This window comes from Aquimarina algiphila, from assembly GCF_947494415.1.
Lineage (GTDB): Bacteria > Bacteroidota > Bacteroidia > Flavobacteriales > Flavobacteriaceae > Aquimarina > Aquimarina algiphila.
Window position 1 is genome coordinate 613,945 of the sequence record NZ_CANLVC010000002.1, and the last position, 22,271, is coordinate 636,215.

Consider the following 22,271-nt stretch of genomic DNA (forward strand, 5'->3'; position numbering starts at 1 on the left):
CAAAACCAAAATCACAGCTTTATTTATTGTTTTATTTTTTACTTTCTTTCAGATGTATACTCAGCCTGAACAGAACTCTATATCTCTTTTTTCATTGTTAAATCAAATACAGGAAAAATTTGATTGTAGTTTTTCTTATGCAGATAATGACATCAAAGGGATTACGTTATTAAACCCACCAGAAATATCTGATTTACAAGAAATCATTCAATATTTAGAACAAAACACACCTCTTAACTATACATTCTTAAGTGCAAAAAACATTGTATTAAGCCTTACTATAAACGAGAACAGAATCTGCGGAATTTTACAATCTTTTGTAAATGAAAAAAGAATTTCTAATGCTACCATACAAACAAGAAATAATGCAGTTATTAGCAATGAAAAAGGAGAATTTAATCTTGAGATACAGGATATAAATGAATTAGTGCGTATTAGTTTTATAGGTTTTAAAACACAAACATTTCTTGCTAAAGAACTTATTAATACTCCCTGTATCACCATTGTTTTGATGCCAGAAGTACAATATTTAAATGAAATTATCCTAAATGACTATTTAATAAAAGGTATTGATAAAAAATCTGACGGATCTATAAGTATTGATTATAATGATTTTGGTATCCTTCCTGGATTGGTCGAACCTGATCTATTACAGACTATCCAAGCTTTACCAGGTATATTAAGTGTAGAAGAAACAGTTTCTGACATCAATGTAAGAGGAGGAACCAATGATCAAAATCTTATTCTTTGGGATGGAATTAAGATGTATCAATCCGGACATTTTTTTGGACTCATCTCTGCATTTAATCCTTACTTAACCAAAAACGTACAATTAATTCGAAACGGATCTAGTGCAAGTTATGGTGGTGGTGTTTCTAGCATTATATCGATGAACACAAGTAATGAGATTAACAAAGAGCGTGATATAAGTTTAGGAATTAATATGATTAGTATTGATGGGTATATTGACACTCCTTTAGGAAAAAAATCATCTTTACAGTTATCGATGCGTAAATCTATAAGCGAAGTATTAGAAACTCCAACATACACTCAATACTTTGACAAAGCTTTTCAGGATTCTGAAGTACTAAACACCATTGATAACACTTTTAATACAAATGATGATTTTTCTTTTTATGACATAAGTTTGCGTTGGTTATACCAATTGACTCCACAAGACCTTATTAAAGTAAACGCTTTGGTGATTAGAAATGACTTAGATTTTCAGGAGAATGCTACTATTAACCAGGTTAATATTGCCAGAGAAAGCAATGTAAATCAAAATAATAGTACTGGAAGTATTTGGTACCAAAGAAAGTGGAATGACTTTTTTAGAAGTGAAATCCTTATGTATGGCACTAGTTTTACCCTAGAAGCTATAAATTCAGATATTTTTAACGATCAGCGATTACAGCAAGAAAATAAAGTTTTAGAAAGTGGAATTAAGTTGAATACACTTCTTAAAATTAACTCCAATTTTAATGTAAAATCTGGGTATCAATTTAACGAAACCGGTATCACAAATCTTAGGGACGTAAATAATCCTACATTTAGAGATCTTATTAAAGAAGTAGTACGTACCAATAGTATTTTTTCTGAAGTCGAACTTAAATCAAAAAATAACAATACTCACCTTAATCTCGGGGTACGTTTTAACTATTTTGACAAATTCGATACGTTTATCGCAGAGCCTCGTTTGAGTTTTAATCATAAATTTCTTGATCACTTTACTGTAGAAACACTTGCAGAATTGAAAAGTCAGATAACCTCTCAAGTTATAGAATCACAAAATGATTTCCTAGGAGTAGAAAACAGGAAATGGGTACTTTCTAATGACAATAATATACCAATACTTAAAAGCCAACAAGTATCTCTTGGGTTGAGTTACAATCATAATAACTGGTTAGTTAGTACCGATACTTATTATAAACATATTGATGGTATTTTATCACAAAGTCAAGGATTTCAAAACCAGCTTGAGTTTGAATCTGATCATGGTAGTTACACGGTAAAAGGGGTGGATTTTTTAATCAATAAGAGATTTGAGAAATTGAGTGCATGGTTGAGTTATTCTTATGCTACCAACATGTATTCATTTAATACATTGAGTGAACGAGATTTTCCTAATAATATAGATATTAGACATAATATCAACTTTGCTGTTTCATATACTCTTGACAATTTTAAATTTTCTACAGGTATCAACTGGCATAGTGGTAAACCTACTACAATTCCTATTGCTGGGGATGAAATTAGTGAAGATGGCAGTATTAATTATAATCACCCTAATAGTGATACTATAGAAGATTACACCAGATGGGATGCATCTGCAACGTATAATTTTAAACTTTTTAAAAACACGAATAGTCTCTTAGGTGTATCGGTTTGGAATATCTTAAGTCAGGAAAATATAGTTAACAATTACTATAGAACAAATAATACTCAAAATGTGGAAGAAGTTAGGCAGTTTGGACTAGGATTTACACCTAACGTTGTATTTAGAATTAACTTTTAATGTGTTTAACTCCGCTATATGTTATTACCTCATCACCTCCAACAACTTGTACAGCATTTTTTACAATTTCAAAACCTTTTTTCTCAAAAAATGAGCGAGTTAATAGGTTTATTTGAGTAGTTAATACGGTAATACCTGAACGTATTGCTATCTCTTCAATAGACTTATACAACTCACTAGCAATTCCTTGTCCGTGATAATTCATATGAACAAAAATATATTCTATATTTCCTTTCTTGTCCATAGAAAAAGAACCTACGATCTCACCATTTAGTTTAGCATTATAAATAAAATCCTTTTCGAATTTATTTTGCCAATAGATTTTATTTGTTGCTAATCGAGAGTAAATCTTGATTTCAGATTTTGTAAATATCATCGAGCCATATGTAGTAACCGTTTGATAAAACAAACGTTGCATCAAAGGTAAATCTTGATTAGTTGCTCTAGATACTTCGCATTTCATACTTCAAAAATAAAAAACATGACCTATAAGATAGCAATTATCTCTGATTTTTACCTTATACTTTTAGACGAAAGAACTAAAAAATCGACAACCTTCACTTTTTAAATTCAAAAAGCATTGATTTTCAACACATAAGTCTACATTCGCTCTGGAACATTTATTCCTAAAAGTTGAAATGCAGATTTGATAGTGCTCCCCACCAAACTTGATAATTGCACTCTGAATATTTTTTCAGAGTCTGTATCTGCTCCAAATATGGATACATTCTGAAAGAACGAATTATAGCTTTTCACCAAATCATATGTATAATTTGCCACTATTGCAGGACTAAGTTCATTTGCTGCATTTTGGATAACATCGGGATATAACTCTAATTGCTTAATGAGTTCCTTTTCTTTTTGCTGTAAGTCTATATTAGTAATTGTTTGAGAATATTCGAAATCAGCTTTACGCAAAATTGCCTGAATACGAGCATATGTATACTGTATAAACGGCCCAGTATTTCCTTGAAAATCCACAGATTCTTCAGGATTAAAAAGAATACGTTTTTTAGGATCCACCTTCAAAATGAAATATTTTAAAGCACCTAAACCTATGGTATTATATACCTCTAATTTATCTTCTTCTGTATATCCTTCTAATTTACCAAGGTCTTTTGAGATGTCTCCAGCGGTCTTTGCCATTTCTAAGATCAAATCATCTGCATCGACTACTGTACCTTCTCTACTCTTCATCTTACCGCTAGGTAAATCTACCATACCATAACTTAAGTGATGTAAATGCTTTGCCCAATCATATCCTAATTTTTTTAGAATAGCAAATAGTACTTTAAAATGATGATCTTGCTCATTTCCTACGGTATAGATCATTCCACCAACATCAGGATTATCTTTAATACGTTGAATTGCTGTCCCAATATCCTGAGTCATATAAACAGAAGTTCCATCACTACGTAGCACCAATTTATCATCTAGTTTTTCTGCACTAAGATCACACCAAACAGATCCATCTTCTTTCTTATAAAAAACACCTTTAGACAGACCTTCTTCGATATTATCTTTCCCCAGAAGGTACGTGTTGCTTTCATAATAATAGCTATCAAAATCTACTCCAAGAGTCTTATATGTTTGATTAAAACCTTCATAAACCCATCCATTCATCATTTTCCAAAGTTGAACCACTTCTTTATCTCCGGATTCCCATTTACGAAGCATTTCTTGAGCTTTTATCAAAATTGGAGCCTCTTTCTTCGCTTCCTCTTCTGTTTTACCTTCGTTGATCAATTGTACTATTTGATCTTTATAGATCTTATCAAATTTCACGTAGTAGTTACCTACCAGTTTATCCCCTTTAAGATTCGTAGATTCTGGTGTTTCTCCATTTCCGTATTCCTGCCAAGCAAGCATTGATTTACAAATATGTATTCCACGATCATTAATAATCTGAGTTTTATATACGTTCTTACCGCTCGCCTTAATAATCTCTGCTACAGAATATCCTAACAGGTTATTTCTAACATGACCAAGATGTAAGGGTTTATTTGTATTTGGTGAAGAATACTCTACCATTACAGATTTATCTTCTTTAGAAGGTGTAACAAAACCATATGCTACATCGTTTCTGATACCATTGAAAAATTCAAGGTAATAAGCATCCAAAATGACAAGATTTAGAAATCCTTTGACTACATTAAAATCATTAATTTCATCTACATTGGAAACCAAATATTTTCCAACAGCTTCTCCTATCTGTACAGGATTGCCTTTTACTACACGAAGCATTGGAAATACTACTACAGTTATATCTCCCTCAAATTCTTTTCGGGTTGCTTGTAATTCTACAGATTCCAGACCAGCACCATACAACTCTTGTACAGCTTCTTTTACTTTTTCTGAAATGGTTCTTTGTAAACTCATCTTCTAAAATTAAGCTGCAAAGATAATAGAAATTATAGTGTCTCCATAGGCGTTCCCTCTTCATTTCACTATATTGTAAATAAAAAAAATGTTAGTCAACAACTCATATAAAAATCCTGAGTTAACCAAAAAGATAAATCACGAAGTTGGCGCTCCTTTTACCTTGAAACAACGTATTAAACTAGGAGGTATCGGCTCTCCTAAACTTCATATAACTGAAAGTAGTATCCAAATACACAACTTACTTATACTTGATAACACACTAAATACCTGCAATATAGAATTAAGACCTAAAGGAATTCTAATAGGTTTTCATGTGAGATTAGAAACATACCTATTAGTCATCCCTTTTTATAAACTAAATATTTACAAAGGAAAAGCCGAAGAATACTCAATCTACCGAGATCACTATTTTATTAAGTTTAGAGCATTAAAAAATGATGTAGCAATACACAAATTTGTAAAAAAAATCTTGTCCTATAAAATAGATAACAGTCCTTCTAACATTCATGACTTATAGAAAATGAAAAAATAATTCTTATGTATCTAAGTTAATTTCTTCGTACCTTAAACATTAAAAATGCGAATTCTTCTTACTGGAACCAATGGATATATTGGAATGCGACTTTTACCCTTACTTCTTAATGCCGGGCATACAGTAATATGTTGTGTTAGAGATAAGAATAGACTTTCTATTGATCAGGAAATTAAAGAAAGAGTAGAAATCGTCGAAATAGATTTTTTAGACACACCTGATACTTCTTTATTACCCAAAGATATTGATGCGGCATATTATCTAATTCATTCTATGAGTTCCTCTACAAGTGATTTTGATAAAAAAGAAGAGATTGCTGCGAAAAACTTCAATATATACGTTAAGCACACCAACATAAAACAAGTAATCTATTTGAGCGGTATTGTTAATGAGAAGAATTTATCTAAACATTTATGGTCAAGAAAAAATGTTGAAGAAACATTATACAAAGGAAATTACAACCTTACCGTTTTACGTTCTGGTATAATCGTAGGTTCTGGCAGTTCCTCTTTTGAAATCATTAGGGATTTATGCGAAAAACTGCCTGTAATGATTACTCCAAAATGGGTAAACACCAAAACTCAACCTATAGCGATTAGGGATGTACTTAATTTTATGGTTGGTGTTCTTGGAAACTCTAAATGCTATAATGAATCATATGATATTAGTGGACCAGATGTTCTGACCTATAGAGAAATGTTGATGTCGTATGCAAAAGTAAGAGGAATTCGATTATACATCATCACATTACCTATCATGACTCCAAAATTATCGTCATATTGGTTATATTTTGTTACTTCGACCTCATATAAGTTAGCACTAAATCTAGTAGACAGTATGAGTATTCCTGTAATCGCAAATGATAAGCGTCTTCAAGAAATTTTATGTATTTCACCAATGACGTATGACAAGGCTTTAGAATTAGCATTTATAAAAATAGAGCAAAATCAAGTTGTTTCTAGCTGGAAGGATTCTATGATTAGTGGACGTTTTGAAAAAGATATTCAAAAATATATTACTGTACCCAGACGTGGTTGCTTTAAAGATCAAAAAAAGATTAAACTAACAAACTCAGAAAAAGCATTAAATCGTATTTGGGCAATCGGGGGAGAGACGGGCTGGTACTATGGAAATTGGATGTGGAAAATCAGAGGGTATTTTGACAAATTTTTTGGAGGTGTGGGTTTACGAAGAGGGCGAACACACGCAGATGAGATATTTTCTGGGGATGCTTTAGATTTTTGGAGAGTACTTGTAGCTGATAAAAATAATATGCGTCTATTATTATTTGCCGAAATGAAAGTACCTGGAGAAGCGTGGCTAGAATTTGACATTGATGAAAACAATATATTACATCAAACCGCTACTTTTAGACCCAAAGGTATTTGGGGAAGATTGTATTGGTATATCATGGTGCCCTTTCATTATTTTATTTTTGGAGGTATGATTCGTAAAATTGCTGCTTTAAATTAATTTTACTAGGATAAAACGCTAAGTTTTATCGGTAAATTGCATTTTTTTGACATTTTTTCATATATTTAGTAAAAAACTATATGAAGCAATTTTTACCAATTATTTTTCTATTAATTGTATTTAATTCTTGCAATTCTAAACCTATAAAAGATATAGAATTACATAATTTGGCAACATTAATGATTGGTGAATTCTCTAATAAAGAACAATCAAAAAAAGATAATGGCTTTTCCCATTCACATATGATAAATGTAAGAATCTGGAAAGATAAACCTGGATATTGGATATATTCTGAATTGTCGGCAGTAAAAGAAAACAATTATGTGTACAGTCAGAGAATAATAAATTATGACAGAATAGATTCAATTACTTTTAAAAGTACAGGATACAGAATTCTTAATGAAAAAGATTATAAATTAGGGTGGAAAGACATAGAAGTTTTTGACAAGTTGACTTTGGATAGTTTACAAATCAGAAAAGGATGTCAGGTATATTTTAAGAAAAAAACTTCGACCATATATTCTGGAAAAACAAATAAAGGAACCTGCTCTAGCAGCATTGATCATGTAGATTATATCTCTAGTTCTTTTGTAGTTAGTAAGGATAAAATATCAATATGGACAAGAGGATATGATGAAAAAGGAAAACAGGTTTGGGGGAAAATTAGAGGTCCTTTTAAATATAAAAGATTAGCAAAAAATTGATATCAATTTCAATTTATAAAATCTTCCAAAGTTTTGTTTTCCAAAACCTTAAGTGTATTATCTCTTACTTCTATCATAACACTATGGACAGCACACTTATCCTCATCGGGACAATCGTCACATTTTTCATAAAAATTAAGACTCACACAAGGGAGCATAGCTATAGGACCTTCTAAAACTCTAATCACAGAAGCCATTGTTATTTCTTTAGGCTCTTTAATTAAGTAATATCCCCCGCCCTTACCTTTTTTTGATCCTAAAAACCCGGTTTTCCTCAACGTTAATAAAATACTCTCTAAAAACTTTTGAGAAATATTCTCACTAACTGCAATTTCTGATATTAAAACCGGATGTTCACATCTTTTTCTAGCAATATATGTTAACGCTTTTAAGCCATATTTTGTTTTTTTTGAAAGCATATTTTGTTTATTTCACCTATACATATTTACTATTTTCTTATCCAACCAAATAGCATATACAACTAATAGTAAAAGGATATATCCAGAAGAAATACTTTAATACACTTCAATCCTATATCTATTTTTTTGGAAGAAAAACTTCAGCCATCATACAACGTGCACTTCCTCCTCCTAAAGTTTCAATAGTATTAAGATCACTATGTAGAATTGCACAATGCTTTTCTATCTTGGTTATTTGATCTTTACTTAAACTTCTAAATGCTGCTGATGACATGACAAGATAACGCTTATCTCCCGAACCTACAACTTGAAGCATGTTGCCTGCAAAATTGTTAACCTGATCTTCGGTAATTGCAATAATATCTTTTCCATCTTTCTTTAGATGATCAATAAGGTTTTTTCGTTCTTTTTTATCGTCTATACACTCCAGGCATACTACCGCAAATGTTTCTCCAATCCCCATCATTACATTAGTATGGTAGATTGGAAGTCTTTTTTCACCAACAGTTTGGTATGCAATAAAAACAACAGGGGTATATTCGAAATCCTCACAAAATTCGATGAATAGCCCTTCATCTGCTCGAGCAGATAAAGCGCAATAAGCCTTTCTATTAGTTCTATCCAACACAATACTTCCTGTACCTTCTAGAAATAGTTCTTCATCTTCTGCAGAAGTATAATCTACAATGTTTTTTATTTCAAAGCCTGTAGCTTCTATCTGATTTAAAACCTCTGGCTTACGTTCTTTTCTTCTATTAACAGCAAACATAGGATATAAACCAACATCTCCATTTTCATGAAAAGACACCCAGTTATTAGGAAAAATAGAATCTGGAGTATCATTTTTGGGGTCATCATCAATCACTATAACCTGAACTCCAACTTTTTTTAATGAAGCAACAAACTGATCAAATTCTTGCTGTGCTTTTACATTAGCTTTCTCTGCAATAATACCAGGATTCTCTTGATAATAATTATTTACAGCTGTTTGCTCATTCATCCTAAACTGTACCGGACGAATCATAACTATGGTATTCGTTACTTGTCTCATCTGTTTTATTTTTTTAAGATTCGAGATAGTATATAATATTTACTTCTCTAAATGATATACTAATAAATAGTATTGTATATTTTATTAATCTCTTATTAATGGCATTGTAGAACAACGCAATAACCCTTCTTGTTTTGCTATTTCTGCATAAGGGACTTCCTCTACTATGATATTATTGCTACGCATCCAAGTATTTAATCTTGTGAAATTCTTCTCTGAAATAACAACATCTTCTGCTATAGAAAAAATGTTCGAATTCATATTATACATTTCATTTTTATCAATATGAAAAAGGTTTTCATTACCAAATAGATTAACAAGATATTCATAATCTAAAACATCTCTAAAACCTTCTTTATGGATGATAGCCTTATTGTTTCCTACGGGTTGAAAACAACAATCCAGATGTAATGCATTATCTCTGGGATCTTTCATTGACTTATTAAGATCGAATTCTTTAACTATTTTATTTGGGAAAAGAGATTGTATATAGGCTACCCCTTTCATATTTGTTCTGGCAACAATACAATCTGAGTAATCATCACCTTTATATGTCCCAATAAATATATGATCATTATGTACCATGATATCACCGCCTTCAAAATGAATATCTTCTGACGGAGCTTTATAGACTTTATCAGGATCTATTTGGTCTATAACATATTGAATTGCTTTTATTTCTTTTTCTCTATCGGGAAGGATATTAGATTTGATAAATTTATCTTCTATTACCAAAGCAATATCTCTTGCAAAGATTTGATTATAATCTTTTATTATATCCGGACGATATACTTTTACATCATATTTTTCAAAAACTTTGGCCACAGATTCCATTTCTGTAACCATAGCAGATTCTTCAGGATACGTTCCTGCCTTTATATGTTCAATAGATTTAGGATCATAAGCTTCCTCTATTTTTGGAACTGGACCATTACTCTTTGCCGTTCCTAAAACCACTGCTCTTAATCTAGACGTTTCGTTCTGTATATTTAGTTGCAAAAAAATAAGTTTTTAAGTGTAAATAATTATGTTAACCCGAGTAGTTAGGCAAATATATAAATAGACAATCTCTGAAAACCAATTTTATGCAAAAAAATATCAATTCTTTTATTAAATTCGAAAAATGAGCATCTTTAGAGAAGCTCATCTTATCAATCTAACAAAAAAGGCGTTGAATATAACTCAACGCCTTTTTACATAATATTATTAAATATTAACGTTCGGATACTGTTTTGAACGTTCTATGATTTTCTCCAATATATATTTGCCTTGGTCTCCCTATTGGTTCTTTACGAAGACGCATTTCTCTCCATTGAGCAATCCATCCAGGTAATCTTCCTAAAGCAAACATTACAGTAAACATTTCGGTTGGAATACCTAACGCTCTATAAATAATTCCTGAATAAAAATCCACATTTGGATACAATTTTCGTTGTACAAAATATTCATCTTCTAAAGCAACAGAGGATAGTCCCTTTGCTATATCAAGAACAGGATCTTCGATACCCAAATCACCTAGCACTTCTTCTGCAGATTTTTTAATGATTTTAGCTCTAGGATCAAAATTCTTATATACCCTGTGTCCAAATCCCATTAAACGGAAAGGGTCATTTTTATCTTTAGCTTTGTTTATATATTTTGCCGTATCTCCACCATCTGCTTTAATAGCTTCAAGCATTTCTATAACTGCCTGATTTGCCCCTCCATGAAGAGGTCCCCATAGTGCAGATATCCCTGCAGATAATGACGCAAATAATCCAGCATGAGAAGAACCTACTATTCTTACTGTAGAAGTAGAACAGTTTTGTTCATGATCAGCATGAAGAATTAGCAATTTATCAAGTGCATCATAGACTAATTTATTTGGCTCATATGTTTTATTAGGTCTTGCAAACATCATTTTATGCAGATTCTCTACATAACCTAAAGAACTATCTCCATAATCTAATGGTAAACTTTTTCTTTTTCTCATCGTCCAAGCTGCAAGTACAGGAAATTTTGCTAATATTTTTACAATAGCATTGTACATTTCCTCTTCAGAATCAACATCAACAGATCCTGGATTAAAAGCAATCAATGCACTTGTTAAAGAAGACAATACTCCCATTGGATGAGCACTTTTAGGGAACCCGTCCAAGATTTTTTTCATATCCTCATCTACATGAGATTCTTCCTTAATATCTTTATCGAATTTTTCTAATTGCACTGCAGTAGGTAATTCTCCAAAAATTAATAAGTAGGCAACTTCTAAAAAATCTGCTTTTTCTGCTAATTCTTCGATAGAATATCCTCGATATCTTAAGATTCCTTTTTCTCCATCTAGAAAAGTAATAGCACTCTCGCAACTTCCAGTATTTTTATATCCTGGATCAATTGTGGTAACTCCATTAGTTACCCCTCTAAGTGCTTTAATATCAATTCCTAATTCATTCTCTGTTCCTTCTATTATTGGGAACTCATACCTATTACCGTCGATTTCTAACGTAGCTGTTTTTGACATGTGATTATTTTAGAATTTTGCTGTTATTGTAGATTCGCTAAATTACGAAATATAGTGTTAATATGTTATTAATCGTAAGATGATTTTTACCCTTACAACCTATTTCCTAAATTATTCAAAAAAAAAGAGACTACCTTTTCAGATAGCCTCTTTATTACTATTAATATATCGTATTATTTTATCTTAAAAGCGTTCTCTTTTGGATAGTAAGCAACAACACCTAATTCTTCTTCTATACGAAGTAATTGATTGTATTTTGCCATTCTATCACTTCTAGATGCAGAACCTGTTTTTATCTGTCCTGTATTTAAAGCTACTGCCAAATCTGCTATTGTATTATCTTCGGTTTCACCGGATCGATGAGACATTACAGAAGTATATCCCGCATTATGAGCCATATTAACTGCTGCAATAGTTTCGGTAAGTGTTCCTATTTGATTAACTTTAATAAGAATTGAATTTGCAATACCATTTTCAATTCCTCTAGACAATCTTTCAACATTGGTTACGAATAAATCATCTCCAACTAACTGAACTTTATCTCCTATTTTATCTGTAAGGTATTTCCAACCATCCCAATCATTTTCGTCCATACCATCTTCTATAGAAATAATAGGATACTTTGAAGCGAGCTCTGCAAGGTAATCAGCCTGCTCTTCACTTGTACGAATTACTCCGGTATCTCCTTCAAATTTGGTGTAATCATATTTACCATCAACATAAAATTCTGCTGCGGCACAATCTAGAGCAACCATTACTTCGTCTCCAAATTTATATCCTGCCTTTTCTACAGCTAGAGCAATTGAATCCAAAGCATCTTCTGTACCATCTAAAGTCGGAGCAAAACCACCTTCGTCACCAACAGCAGTACTTAATCCTCTATCATGTAATACCTTCTTAAGATTATGAAAGATCTCTGTTCCCATTTGCATAGCATGAGTAAAATTCTCAGCTTTTACAGGCATCACCATAAATTCTTGAAATGCTATTGGCGCATCACTATGTGATCCACCATTAATTATATTCATCATAGGAACAGGAAGTGTATTAGCACTCACTCCTCCAACATAACGGTACAACGGCATGTTTAATTCATTTGCAGCTGCTTTTGCAGCCGCTAAAGAAACACCTAGAATTGCGTTCGCCCCAAGTTTTGATTTATTAGGAGTTCCATCAAGTTCTATCATAGTTCGATCTAATAAATTCTGATCAAATATAGAATAGCCTAGTAACTCTTCAGCAATTATTGTATTTACATTTTCAACAGCCTTAAGCACTCCTTTACCCATATAGTTTTTACCTCCATCACGTAACTCTACAGCTTCGTGTTCTCCAGTGGACGCTCCAGAAGGAACCGCTGCTCTTCCTAGAACACCATTTTCAGTAATCACGTCTACTTCTACAGTTGGGTTACCACGTGAATCTAAGATCTGTCTAGCGTGAATATTAATAATTACACTCATGTCTTTAATTTATTTTGTTGGATAATTTTAATTCTTCGCAATATACAAAACCAGTAAACTTTAATCCCTTCAAAAAAGTCTTAATTTACTAGTAAAACCACAATATTATAGTCAAGTTATCAACTATAACGTTATAGCATAATACATTGCAAAAATGCTTTACATATCATTTAAACAATCTAAGTTTTACGCAGTAATTTTTGCGTTCTTAATATTTTCAATAAATTGATCAAATAAGTAAACTGAATCATTTGGTCCCGGACTAGCTTCTGGATGGTATTGTACAGAGAAACAATTCTTATTTTTCATTTTAATCCCTGCAACTGTATGATCATTTAGATGCACATGTGTTATTTCTACCTCAGGATGTTTTTCAGTTTCTTCTCTATGTATTGCAAAACCATGATTCTGAGAAGTAATCTCCCCTTTACCTGTAATTAGGTTTTTTACAGGATGATTAATTCCTCTATGCCCATTATGCATTTTATAAGTACTAATCCCATTAGCCAATGCAATAACCTGATGCCCTAAACATATACCAAAAAGTGGTAAGTCATTAGCCAAAATATCTTTTGCCGTCGCGATAGCCTCTGTTAATGGCTCAGGATCTCCAGGTCCATTTGATAAGAAATATCCATCAGGACCCCATTCACTCATCTCTGCAAAGGTGGCATTATATGGAAACACTTTTACATAAGCATCTCTTTTGGTTAGATTACGAAGAATATTTTTCTTTATCCCTATGTCCAATGCCGAAATTTTATAAGTAGCATTAGAATCTCCAACAAAATAAGGTTCAGATGTAGAAACTTTTGAGGCCAACTCTAAACCATTCATGTTAGGCACTGCTGCCAATTGTTCTTTTAATTTCTCTATACCATCTATTTCAGTTGAAATGACAGCATTCATCGCTCCATTATCTCTAATATAGCTTACTAAAGCCCGTGTATCTACATCAGAAATTGCCAGGAGGTTATTTTTCTCTAAAAATTCTTGTAAAGAACTATCCGCAAGGTCACGAGAATATTCATAACTAAAGTTCTTTACTATAAGTCCAGCAATTTTCACAGAATCTGACTCGACCTCTTCATCATTAGTACCATAATTACCAATATGGGCATTAGTGGTAACCATTAATTGTCCATAATATGAAGGATCAGTAAAAATCTCCTGATAACCTGTCATACCTGTATTAAAACATACTTCACCAAAGGCACTACCCTCTTTACCGACAGCTTTACCGTGAAAAATTGTACCATCAGCTAATAACAGGATTGCTTTTTTTCGAGATTGATATTTCATTTATTTACGTTTATTGTTTTCAAAAATCTTTCAGAATCTACAAAGTAACTATATTGTTATTATAATAATTTCAAATTCTGTTATCTTCTATTTAATTTAACAACATATTTCCTTTAAGGCGGAAATTAAACCATTATAATTATTCAAAAAAAAAGGATAAACGACGAACGTTTATCCTTTTAGTATTATGTGTGATATACACTATTCATTTATTCTTCTTCAGAATTAGCAGTTTCTTTAGCTGGTGCCGCCGGAGCAGTTTCAGCTTTCTTTCCTTTTCCTCCTCTTCTTCTTGCTTTCTTCTTTGCAGGTTTTCCAGCGTTATATAACTCGTTATAATCCACTAGTTCAATCATTGCCATATCAGCATTATCACCTAGACGATTTCCAAGTTTAATAATCCTTGTATATCCTCCTGGTCTATCTCCTACCTTAGGTGCAACGTCTCTAAATAGTTCGGTTACTGCATATTTATTTCGTAATCTACTAAAAACAATACGTCGGTTATGAGTAGTATCTTCTTTAGATTTAGTTACTAACGGCTCCACAAATTGCTTAAGCGCTTTTGCTTTTGCAACTGTAGTATTGATTCTTTTATGCTCTATTAGAGAACAAGCCATATTCGCAAGCATAGCTTTACGATGTGCCGTTTTTCTCCCTAAATGATTTACTTTTTTTCCGTGTCTCATGACATTTAATTTTAATCATCATCTTGCTTCAACCCTTTCTGGGGAGCAAAATATGATGGATTAGTCTTTATCTAATTTATATTTAGAAAGATCCATACCAAAGTTAAGTCCTTTAACATTAACTAGCTCTTCAAGCTCGGTTAAAGATTTCTTACCAAAGTTACGGAACTTCATTAAGTCATTTTTATTATAAGATACTAAGTCTCCTAAAGTGTCTACCTCTGCTGCTTTTAAACAGTTAAGTGCACGTACGGAGAGATCCATATCGATCAACTTTGTTTTTAACAATTGTCTCATGTGAAGTGATTCTTCATCATAAGTTTCTGTTTGTGCAATCTCATCAGCTTCTAATGTAATACGCTCATCAGAGAATAACATAAAGTGATGAATTAATATCTTAGCAGCTTCAGTTAATGCATCTTTTGGATGAATAGATCCGTCAGTTACAATTTCGAAAACTAATTTTTCGTAATCTGTTTTTTGCTCTACACGATAATTCTCAATGCTATATTTAACATTTTTAATTGGAGTGTATATAGAATCTGTAAAAATGGTTCCAATAGGAGCGTTAGCTTTCTTATTTTCTTCAGCAGGAACATAACCTCTACCTTTTTCAATAGTAATCTCAAGGTTAAGTGCTACTTTTTTATCCATATTACAGATAACTAGATCAGGATTCAATACCTGAAATCCAGAAATAAATTTCTGAAAATCTCCAGCAGTTAATTGCTCTTGACCTGAAATAGAAATAGTAACAGATTCATTATCTATATCTTCTATCTGACGCTTAAAACGTACTTGCTTAAGATTTAAGATAATTTCTGTAACATCTTCTACTACTCCAGAGATTGTAGAGAACTCATGATCTACACCTTCTATTCTAAGAGAAGTTATAGCGAATCCTTCTAAAGAAGATAGCAAAACTCTTCGTAAAGCATTACCAACTGTTAATCCATACCCTGGTTCTAATGGTCTAAATTCAAATTTACCATCGAACTCAGTAGAGTCGATCATGATAACTTTATCGGGCTTCTGAAAATTTAATATTGCCATGTTATTTTTTCTTCTTAGAGTTATTACTTAGAGTATAATTCGACAATGAATTGTTCGTTTATATTTTCCGGAATCTGAATTCTTGCCGGAACCGACACAAAAGTACCTTCTTTAGTATCGTTATTGAATGTAATCCACTCATATACTTTGCTATTATTAGCAAGAGAATTTTGAATTACTTCTAATGATTTTGATTTTTCTCTTACTCCAACCACATCTCCAGCTCTTAATTGGTAAGACGGAATGTTAACTTGTTGACCATTAACAGTAATATGCCTGTGAGAAACCAATTGTCTTGCTCCTCTACGAGAATTTGCTAATCCCATTCTGAATACTACATTATCCAAACGTGATTCACATAACTGAAGTAACACCTCACCAGTAATACCTTGTGCACGTGTAGCTTTTTCGAACATATTACGGAACTGACGTTCTAGAACACCATAAGTATATTTTGCTTTTTGCTTTTCCATTAACTGGATAGCATATTCACTTTTCTTACCTCTACGTCTGTTATTTCCGTGTTGCCCTGGAGGGTAATTTCTTTTTTCGAATGATTTATCATCTCCGAATATCGCTTCACCAAATTTACGAGCGATTTTAGTTTTTGGACCAGTATATCTTGCCATTATTAATAATTTAGTTACTGAGGATGATTATGAATTAAGGTCTCTTTCCTTCGATAATCATTTTTCCCCATTTAGATTTACTTACTTATTTTAATTTATATATAATAAAGATCCCGAACAATGTTCGGGATAAAATTATACTCTACGTCTTTTAGGAGGGCGACATCCATTATGAGGCATTGGAGTTACATCAATGATTTCTGAAACTTCAATTCCTGAATTATGAAGAGAACGTATTGCAGATTCTCTACCATTACCTGGACCTTTTACGTATACTTTCACTTTCTTAAGCCCTGCTTCGATAGCAACTTTAGAAGCATCTTCTGCAGCCAATTGAGCCGCATAAGGAGTATTCTTTTTAGAACCTCTAAAGCCCATTTTACCAGCAGAAGACCATGAAATAACGTCTCCTTTTTTATTTGTTAGTGAGATAATAATGTTGTTAAAAGAAGCTGTTACGTGTGCTTCTCCAACAGACTCAACAATTACCTTACGTTTTTTTGAAGTTGACTTTGCCATACTACTTATTATTTAGTCGCTTTTTTCTTGTTAGCAACTGTTTTTCTTCTTCCTTTACGTGTTCTAGAGTTATTCTTAGTACGTTGTCCTCTAAGCGGTAAACCAGCTCTATGACGAATACCTCTGTAACATCCTATATCCATAAGACGTTTGATATTCAACTGTACTTCAGAACGTAATTCTCCTTCTATGGTATAGGCTCCAACGGCTTCACGGATAAGACCAATTTGGTCATCATTCCAATCAGAAACTTTTATACTCTCATCTACTTTGGCAGTCGCTAAAATCTCTTTAGCTCTACTTCTACCAATTCCGAAGATATAGGTTAATGCTATAACTCCTCGCTTTTGTTTAGGTATATCTACCCCTGCAATTCTTGCCATAATTACCCTTGTCTTTGTTTAAATCTAGGATTCTTTTTATTAATCACGTAAAGTCGGCCTTTTCTACGCACAATCTTGCACTCGGCACTTCTCTTTTTTATTGATGCTCTAACTTTCATCTCTTTGTTTTTAATTTCTAAAACACGTCGAAACATATTTTAAAATGAATCAGTAACAAGATTTTTCAGCCTGCAAAAGTACACAAAAAATCTTAATTTACAATATTCTTAATTTATTTAGTATCTATATGTTATCCGAGCCTTAGTTAAATCATAAGGACTCATTTCTAACTTCACTTTATCTCCTGGTAATAATTTTATATAATGCATACGCATTTTACCAGATATATGGGCAGTCACAACGTGACCATTTTCTAACTCAACTCGAAACATTGCATTAGACAATGCCTCAATAATACTTCCGTCTTGTTCTATTGCCGGTTGCTTTGCCATTATGCTACTGCTTTACGGTTTTTACCTGTTTTCATCAATCCATCATAATGTCTATTCAACAAATATGAATTAACCTGTTGCATCGTATCAATTGCTACACCTACCATAATAAGTAGTGATGTTCCTCCAAAAAATAACGCCCAACCTTGTTGCACATCTAACAACTTAACCGCTATTGCAGGGAATACTGCTATTAACGCTAAGAAAATTGAACCTGGCAATGTAATTTGTGACATTATCTTATCTAAGTATTCTGAAGTTTCACTTCCTGGTCTAATACCCGGAATAAAACCTCCACTACGTTTTAAATCATCTGCCATTTTATTTGTAGGTACTGTAATTGCGGTATAAAAATATGTAAACACAATAATGAGCACCGCAAATAGAACATTATACCAAAGTCCAAAAATATCACTAAAAGCAGCTGCTACACCTTGCGAAGCATCTGAATCTGAAAGACCAGCAACTGCCGCAGGAACAAACATAATTGCCTGAGCAAAGATAATTGGCATTACACCAGAAGCATTTAATTTTAATGGTATATATTGACGAGATCCAAAAACATTTTTCTCATATCCACCACCTGCTGTTCTTCTCGCATACTGAACTGGTATCTGACGAACAGCCATTACTAACAGAACAGAAGCTAAAATGATTACAAACCAGATAACAAGCTCAATTAAAACCATTATCATTCCACCACCATCACCAGAAACTCTTGAAGAAAAGTTCTGTACAAATGATTGTGGAAGTGTAGCGATAATACCTACCATAATCAATAAGGAGATACCATTACCTATACCTTTATCTGTAATCTTCTCACCTAACCACATTGCAAAAATACAACCAGTAGATATTATGATTACAGAAGATACAACAAAAACTGTTTGACTTATTTCAGCACTAAATGCAGAGGGAGGAAGTGTAGCAAATAAATTATAAATGTACCCAGGCCCCTGAACCAAAGTAATAGCAATAGTTAACCAACGTGTAATTTGATTAATCTTTTTTCTACCGCTCTCTCCTTCTTTTTGTAATTTTTGTAAATATGGAATTGCTATTCCCATTAACTGCACTACAATAGAAGCAGATATATATGGCATAATACCTAGTGCAAATACTGAAGCATTAGCAAAAGCTCCTCCTGTAAATGCATTAAGGAGTCCCAGCAAACCGTCTTGGGTCTGTGTACCAAGGTTTGCTAGTTCTGAGGCATCTATTCCTGGAAGTACTACTTGTGCTCCGAATCGATATACTAAAAGAAGTCCTAGTGTAACTAAAATTCTATTCTTTAGCTCTTCGATTTTCCAAATGTTTTTTATTGTATCAATAAATTTCATGAATTGTCTATTATAAGGTTACTGCTTCACCACCTGCTGCTTCTATAGCAGCTTTTGCAGTGGCTGTAAATTTGTGAGCTGAGACTTTTAATTTAGCCTTCAGTTCACCTCTTCCCAATATTTTAACCAAATCATTTTTCCCAGCAAGACGTGTATTTAAAAACACATCCAGATCCGCAATATCTTTAATTTTTCCATCATCTACTAACTTTTGTAGTGTGTCCAAATTAATCCCCTGATATTCTTTTCTGTTAATGTTTTTGAAACCAAACTTTGGCACACGTCTTTGAAGTGGCATTTGCCCTCCTTCAAAACCGATCTTTTTAGAATAACCAGATCTTGATTTCGCTCCTTTATGTCCACGAGTAGCAGTTCCTCCTTTACCAGAACCTTGTCCGCGACCCACTCGCTTACTATTATTTTTTACCGAACCTGCAGCAGGTTTTAAGTTACTTAAATCCATTTGCTTTAATTATTTTGTTTCTACAGAAACTAAATGTTTAACTTTATTTACCATCCCAAGGATATTCGGAGTATCATCATGCTCCACAACCTGGCCGATCTTTTTAAGACCTAGAGCTTCTAAGGTTCTCTTTTGTCTTTGAGTGCGGTTAATTGCACTTTTTACTTTAGTAATTTTAATCTTTGCCATCGTTCCTGATTTATCCTTTAAACACTTTCTCTAGTGAAACACCTCTTTGAGCTGCTACCTGCTGCGCACTACGCATCTGTAACAGAGCATCAAATGTTGCTTTCACCACATTGTGCGGGTTAGACGATCCTTGGTTCTTAGAAAGTACATCATGTACTCCTACAGATTCTAATACTGCACGAATAGCACCACCAGCAATTACCCCGGTACCAGTTGCAGCAGGTAAAAGCAATACTCTTGCTCCACCATACTTACCTTTTTGTTCGTGTGGCAAAGTACCCTTATGTAATGGAATACGAACCAAATTCTTTTTTGCATCTTCTACTGCCTTAGCGATAGCTTCTGCTACCTCTTTAGACTTTCCTAAACCATGACCTACAACACCATTTTCATCACCAACAACAACAATTGCAGAGAAACCAAATGCTCTACCACCTTTTGTTACCTTAGTCACACGTTGCACACCAACTAAACGATCTTTAAGTTCAAGTCCGCTTGGTTTTACTAATTCTGCGTTTTTATATTTCTGATACATAATTTCTTAGAATTTAAGTCCTGCTTCTCTAGCACCTTCTGCTAATGATTTTACTCTACCGTGATATAAATATCCTCCTCTATCAAAGGACACAGTCTCGATACCAGCTTTCTTAGCTTTTTCTGCTAGCGCTTTCCCTACCAAGTTTGCTTTTTCTATTTTATTTCCTGTTGCCGAAGCAATGTCTTTATCTCTTGAAGAAACAGCACTGATAGTTTTACCAGTTACATCATCTATAACCTGAGCATAGATTTCTTTATTACTTCTAAAAACAGATAATCTAGGACGTTGTTCTGTTCCGCTTACACTTCCGCGGATACGCTTTCTTATCTTTAATCTTCTTAAATCTTTTGAGAATGCCATAACGTTAGTTATTATGCAGATTTACCTGCTTTTCTTCTTAATTGTTCTCCTACGAATTTGATTCCCTTCCCTTTGTAAGGTTCTGGTTTACGGAAGCCTCTAATTTTAGCTGCTATCTGTCCTACCAATTGCTTATCATGAGAAGTTAATTTTACTATAGGATTTTTACCTTTTTCTGAAATTGTTTCAACCTTAACTTCTGGTGCTAAGTCTAAAACTATATTATGAGAGAATCCTAAAGCCAAATCTAATTTCTGACCTTGATTAGAAGCTCTGTAACCAACTCCTACCAATTCTAACTCTTTAGTAAATCCTTCAGAAACACCAACTATCATATTATTAATCAAAGCTCTGTACAAACCATGCTTTGCCTTATGATCTTTAGCTTCAGTAGGTCTTTCTAAAACTACCTGGCCTTCCTCTACTTTCACATCGATACTATCGATATCTTGAGAAAGCTCTCCTAATTTTCCTTTAACAGTAACAACATTACCTGTCACTTCAACAGTGACACCAGACGGAATAGTTACTGGATTTTTTCCTATTCTTGACATTTCTTTTGTCCTTTTATACTGTTAATATACGTAACAAAGCACTTCACCACCTACGTTCTCTTGCTTAGCGCGCTTACCGGTCATTACACCGTGAGAAGTAGAAACTATCGCAATACCTAATCCATTAAGAATTCTTGGAATATCATTCGACCCAGCATACTTACGCAAACCTGGCTTACTGATTCTCTGTAATTCTTTAATAACTGGCTCTTTAGTTAACTTGTTGTACTTAAGTGCTATCTTGATAGTACCTTGTGTAGTATTATCTTCAAATTTATAACTCAAAATATATCCTTGATCGAATAATATTTTAGTGATCTCTTTTTTAACCTTCGATGCAGGGATCTCAACCACTCTGTGTTGAGCACTATTTGCATTACGAATTCTGGTTAAATAATCTGCTATAGGATCTGTATTCATTGTATTTAATTTATGGTATTGGTTTTCAATTTGTTTAATCGAACCTTAAACCAATTAATTTAATTTATTATTACCAACTAGCTTTTGTAACACCTGGAATTAATCCCTTATTCGCCATTTCTCTGAAAGTAACACGAGAAATTCCAAATTGACGCATATATCCTTTTGGTCTTCCTGTCAGCTTACAGCGATTATGTTTGCGAACAGGCGAAGCATTTTTAGGCAACTTCTGTAATGCTTCATAATCTCCAGCTTCTTTTAAAGCCTTACGTTTTTCAGCATATTTCTCTACAGTTTTTGCTCTTTTCACCTCACGGGCTTTCATTGATTCTTTAGCCATA

27 protein-coding genes are annotated in these 22,271 nt (G+C 33.1%); 4 read left to right on the plus strand and 23 right to left on the minus strand.

Annotated elements, in window-relative coordinates:
- Positions 1 to 52 precede the first annotated feature (52 nt).
- A complete protein-coding gene (locus tag PQF96_RS05225) occupies positions 53 to 2,515 on the plus strand; it encodes a TonB-dependent receptor (protein ID WP_271765345.1) in 2,463 nt (820 codons plus the stop codon).
- Here PQF96_RS05225 and PQF96_RS05230 read toward each other — a convergent pair.
- Together PQF96_RS05230 and argS are read right to left on the minus strand one after the other, a co-directional pair.
- Positions 2,505 to 2,978 (minus strand): GNAT family N-acetyltransferase, encoded by a 474-nt coding sequence (locus PQF96_RS05230; protein ID WP_109435152.1) that lies wholly within the window; start codon positions 2,976 to 2,978, stop codon positions 2,505 to 2,507. The genes PQF96_RS05225 and PQF96_RS05230 overlap by 11 nt on opposite strands.
- Positions 2,979 to 3,115: 137 nt before the next feature.
- Complete coding sequence (gene argS / locus PQF96_RS05235) at positions 3,116 to 4,894, minus strand: arginine--tRNA ligase (protein ID WP_271765346.1); 1,779 nt, start codon at positions 4,892 to 4,894, stop codon at positions 3,116 to 3,118.
- 88 nt (positions 4,895 to 4,982) lie between these two features.
- Between argS and PQF96_RS05240 the strand changes: the two genes are divergently transcribed.
- The 3 genes from PQF96_RS05240 to PQF96_RS05250 all read left to right on the plus strand — a co-directional run bounded on the left by PQF96_RS05240 (position 4,983) and on the right by PQF96_RS05250 (position 7,606).
- A complete protein-coding gene (locus PQF96_RS05240) occupies positions 4,983 to 5,414 on the plus strand; it encodes a hypothetical protein (protein ID WP_109435154.1) in 432 nt (143 codons plus the stop codon).
- Positions 5,415 to 5,474: 60 nt separating this feature from the next.
- Complete coding sequence (locus PQF96_RS05245; RefSeq protein ID WP_271765347.1) at positions 5,475 to 6,902, plus strand: SDR family oxidoreductase; 1,428 nt, start codon at positions 5,475 to 5,477, stop codon at positions 6,900 to 6,902.
- Between the two features lie 80 nt (positions 6,903 to 6,982).
- Positions 6,983 to 7,606: a chromophore lyase CpcT/CpeT gene (locus PQF96_RS05250; protein ID WP_109435156.1), complete on the plus strand. Its 624-nt coding sequence runs from the start codon at positions 6,983 to 6,985 to the stop codon at positions 7,604 to 7,606.
- Positions 7,607 to 7,614: 8 nt separating this feature from the next.
- On the opposite strand, the gene PQF96_RS05255 is transcribed toward PQF96_RS05250, so the two are convergent.
- From PQF96_RS05255 to rpsN, 21 genes are all read right to left on the minus strand, one after another.
- The gene (locus PQF96_RS05255; RefSeq protein ID WP_109435157.1) at positions 7,615 to 8,025 is read right to left on the minus strand and encodes an RrF2 family transcriptional regulator; all 411 of its coding nucleotides are present in this window, start codon (positions 8,023 to 8,025) and stop codon (positions 7,615 to 7,617) included.
- A 118-nt stretch (positions 8,026 to 8,143) separates the two neighbouring features.
- Complete coding sequence (gene ctlX / locus PQF96_RS05260) at positions 8,144 to 9,076, minus strand: citrulline utilization hydrolase CtlX (RefSeq protein WP_109435158.1); 933 nt, start codon at positions 9,074 to 9,076, stop codon at positions 8,144 to 8,146.
- 84 nt (positions 9,077 to 9,160) lie between these two features.
- Positions 9,161 to 10,075 carry a dimethylarginine dimethylaminohydrolase family protein gene (locus PQF96_RS05265; RefSeq protein ID WP_271765348.1) on the minus strand — a complete coding sequence of 305 codons (915 nt, stop codon included), beginning with the start codon at positions 10,073 to 10,075 and terminating at the stop codon, positions 9,161 to 9,163.
- A gap of 214 nt (positions 10,076 to 10,289) precedes the next feature.
- Positions 10,290 to 11,576, minus strand: a complete 1,287-nt coding sequence (locus PQF96_RS05270; RefSeq protein WP_109435160.1) for a citrate synthase — start codon at positions 11,574 to 11,576, stop codon at positions 10,290 to 10,292.
- Positions 11,577 to 11,749: 173 nt separating this feature from the next.
- The gene (gene eno, locus PQF96_RS05275; protein ID WP_109435161.1) at positions 11,750 to 13,039 is read right to left on the minus strand and encodes a phosphopyruvate hydratase; all 1,290 of its coding nucleotides are present in this window, start codon (positions 13,037 to 13,039) and stop codon (positions 11,750 to 11,752) included.
- A 186-nt stretch (positions 13,040 to 13,225) separates the two neighbouring features.
- Complete coding sequence (carA, locus tag PQF96_RS05280; protein ID WP_271765349.1) at positions 13,226 to 14,341, minus strand: glutamine-hydrolyzing carbamoyl-phosphate synthase small subunit; 1,116 nt, start codon at positions 14,339 to 14,341, stop codon at positions 13,226 to 13,228.
- Between the two features lie 209 nt (positions 14,342 to 14,550).
- Complete coding sequence (rplQ, locus tag PQF96_RS05285) at positions 14,551 to 15,030, minus strand: 50S ribosomal protein L17 (RefSeq protein WP_109435163.1); 480 nt, start codon at positions 15,028 to 15,030, stop codon at positions 14,551 to 14,553.
- A gap of 60 nt (positions 15,031 to 15,090) precedes the next feature.
- Positions 15,091 to 16,083, minus strand: a complete 993-nt coding sequence (locus PQF96_RS05290) for a DNA-directed RNA polymerase subunit alpha (protein ID WP_024770856.1) — start codon at positions 16,081 to 16,083, stop codon at positions 15,091 to 15,093.
- 23 nt (positions 16,084 to 16,106) lie between these two features.
- On the minus strand, positions 16,107 to 16,712 hold the full coding sequence (rpsD, locus tag PQF96_RS05295) for a 30S ribosomal protein S4 (RefSeq protein WP_109435164.1): 606 nt from the start codon (positions 16,710 to 16,712) through the stop codon (positions 16,107 to 16,109).
- Positions 16,713 to 16,847: 135 nt separating this feature from the next.
- On the minus strand, positions 16,848 to 17,231 hold the full coding sequence (rpsK, locus tag PQF96_RS05300) for a 30S ribosomal protein S11 (RefSeq protein ID WP_025666464.1): 384 nt from the start codon (positions 17,229 to 17,231) through the stop codon (positions 16,848 to 16,850).
- An 8-nt stretch (positions 17,232 to 17,239) separates the two neighbouring features.
- Positions 17,240 to 17,614 carry a 30S ribosomal protein S13 gene (rpsM, locus tag PQF96_RS05305; RefSeq protein ID WP_109435165.1) on the minus strand — a complete coding sequence of 125 codons (375 nt, stop codon included), beginning with the start codon at positions 17,612 to 17,614 and terminating at the stop codon, positions 17,240 to 17,242.
- A gap of 2 nt (positions 17,615 to 17,616) precedes the next feature.
- Positions 17,617 to 17,733: a type B 50S ribosomal protein L36 gene (ykgO, locus tag PQF96_RS05310; protein ID WP_013621733.1), complete on the minus strand. Its 117-nt coding sequence runs from the start codon at positions 17,731 to 17,733 to the stop codon at positions 17,617 to 17,619.
- A 117-nt stretch (positions 17,734 to 17,850) separates the two neighbouring features.
- Positions 17,851 to 18,066, minus strand: a complete 216-nt coding sequence (gene infA, locus PQF96_RS05315) for a translation initiation factor IF-1 (RefSeq protein ID WP_008613577.1) — start codon at positions 18,064 to 18,066, stop codon at positions 17,851 to 17,853.
- Positions 18,066 to 19,406, minus strand: coding sequence for a preprotein translocase subunit SecY (gene secY / locus PQF96_RS05320; protein WP_109435166.1), 1,341 nt, complete (start codon positions 19,404 to 19,406; stop codon positions 18,066 to 18,068). The genes infA and secY overlap by 1 nt, the downstream gene beginning before the upstream one ends.
- Before the next feature lie 10 nt (positions 19,407 to 19,416).
- Positions 19,417 to 19,869 (minus strand): 50S ribosomal protein L15, encoded by a 453-nt coding sequence (rplO, locus tag PQF96_RS05325; RefSeq protein WP_109435167.1) that lies wholly within the window; start codon positions 19,867 to 19,869, stop codon positions 19,417 to 19,419.
- 9 nt (positions 19,870 to 19,878) lie between these two features.
- Positions 19,879 to 20,058: a 50S ribosomal protein L30 gene (gene rpmD / locus PQF96_RS05330; RefSeq protein ID WP_027392536.1), complete on the minus strand. Its 180-nt coding sequence runs from the start codon at positions 20,056 to 20,058 to the stop codon at positions 19,879 to 19,881.
- A 10-nt stretch (positions 20,059 to 20,068) separates the two neighbouring features.
- Positions 20,069 to 20,593 (minus strand): 30S ribosomal protein S5, encoded by a 525-nt coding sequence (gene rpsE / locus PQF96_RS05335; protein WP_109435168.1) that lies wholly within the window; start codon positions 20,591 to 20,593, stop codon positions 20,069 to 20,071.
- A 6-nt stretch (positions 20,594 to 20,599) separates the two neighbouring features.
- Positions 20,600 to 20,956 carry a 50S ribosomal protein L18 gene (rplR, locus tag PQF96_RS05340; RefSeq protein WP_109435169.1) on the minus strand — a complete coding sequence of 119 codons (357 nt, stop codon included), beginning with the start codon at positions 20,954 to 20,956 and terminating at the stop codon, positions 20,600 to 20,602.
- 11 nt (positions 20,957 to 20,967) lie between these two features.
- The gene (gene rplF, locus PQF96_RS05345; RefSeq protein WP_109435170.1) at positions 20,968 to 21,510 is read right to left on the minus strand and encodes a 50S ribosomal protein L6; all 543 of its coding nucleotides are present in this window, start codon (positions 21,508 to 21,510) and stop codon (positions 20,968 to 20,970) included.
- A 21-nt stretch (positions 21,511 to 21,531) separates the two neighbouring features.
- A complete protein-coding gene (gene rpsH / locus PQF96_RS05350) occupies positions 21,532 to 21,930 on the minus strand; it encodes a 30S ribosomal protein S8 (RefSeq protein ID WP_109435171.1) in 399 nt (132 codons plus the stop codon).
- Between the two features lie 70 nt (positions 21,931 to 22,000).
- Positions 22,001 to 22,270, minus strand: coding sequence for a 30S ribosomal protein S14 (gene rpsN, locus PQF96_RS05355; RefSeq protein WP_108866676.1), 270 nt, complete (start codon positions 22,268 to 22,270; stop codon positions 22,001 to 22,003).
- Between the last annotated feature and the right edge of the window lies 1 nt (position 22,271).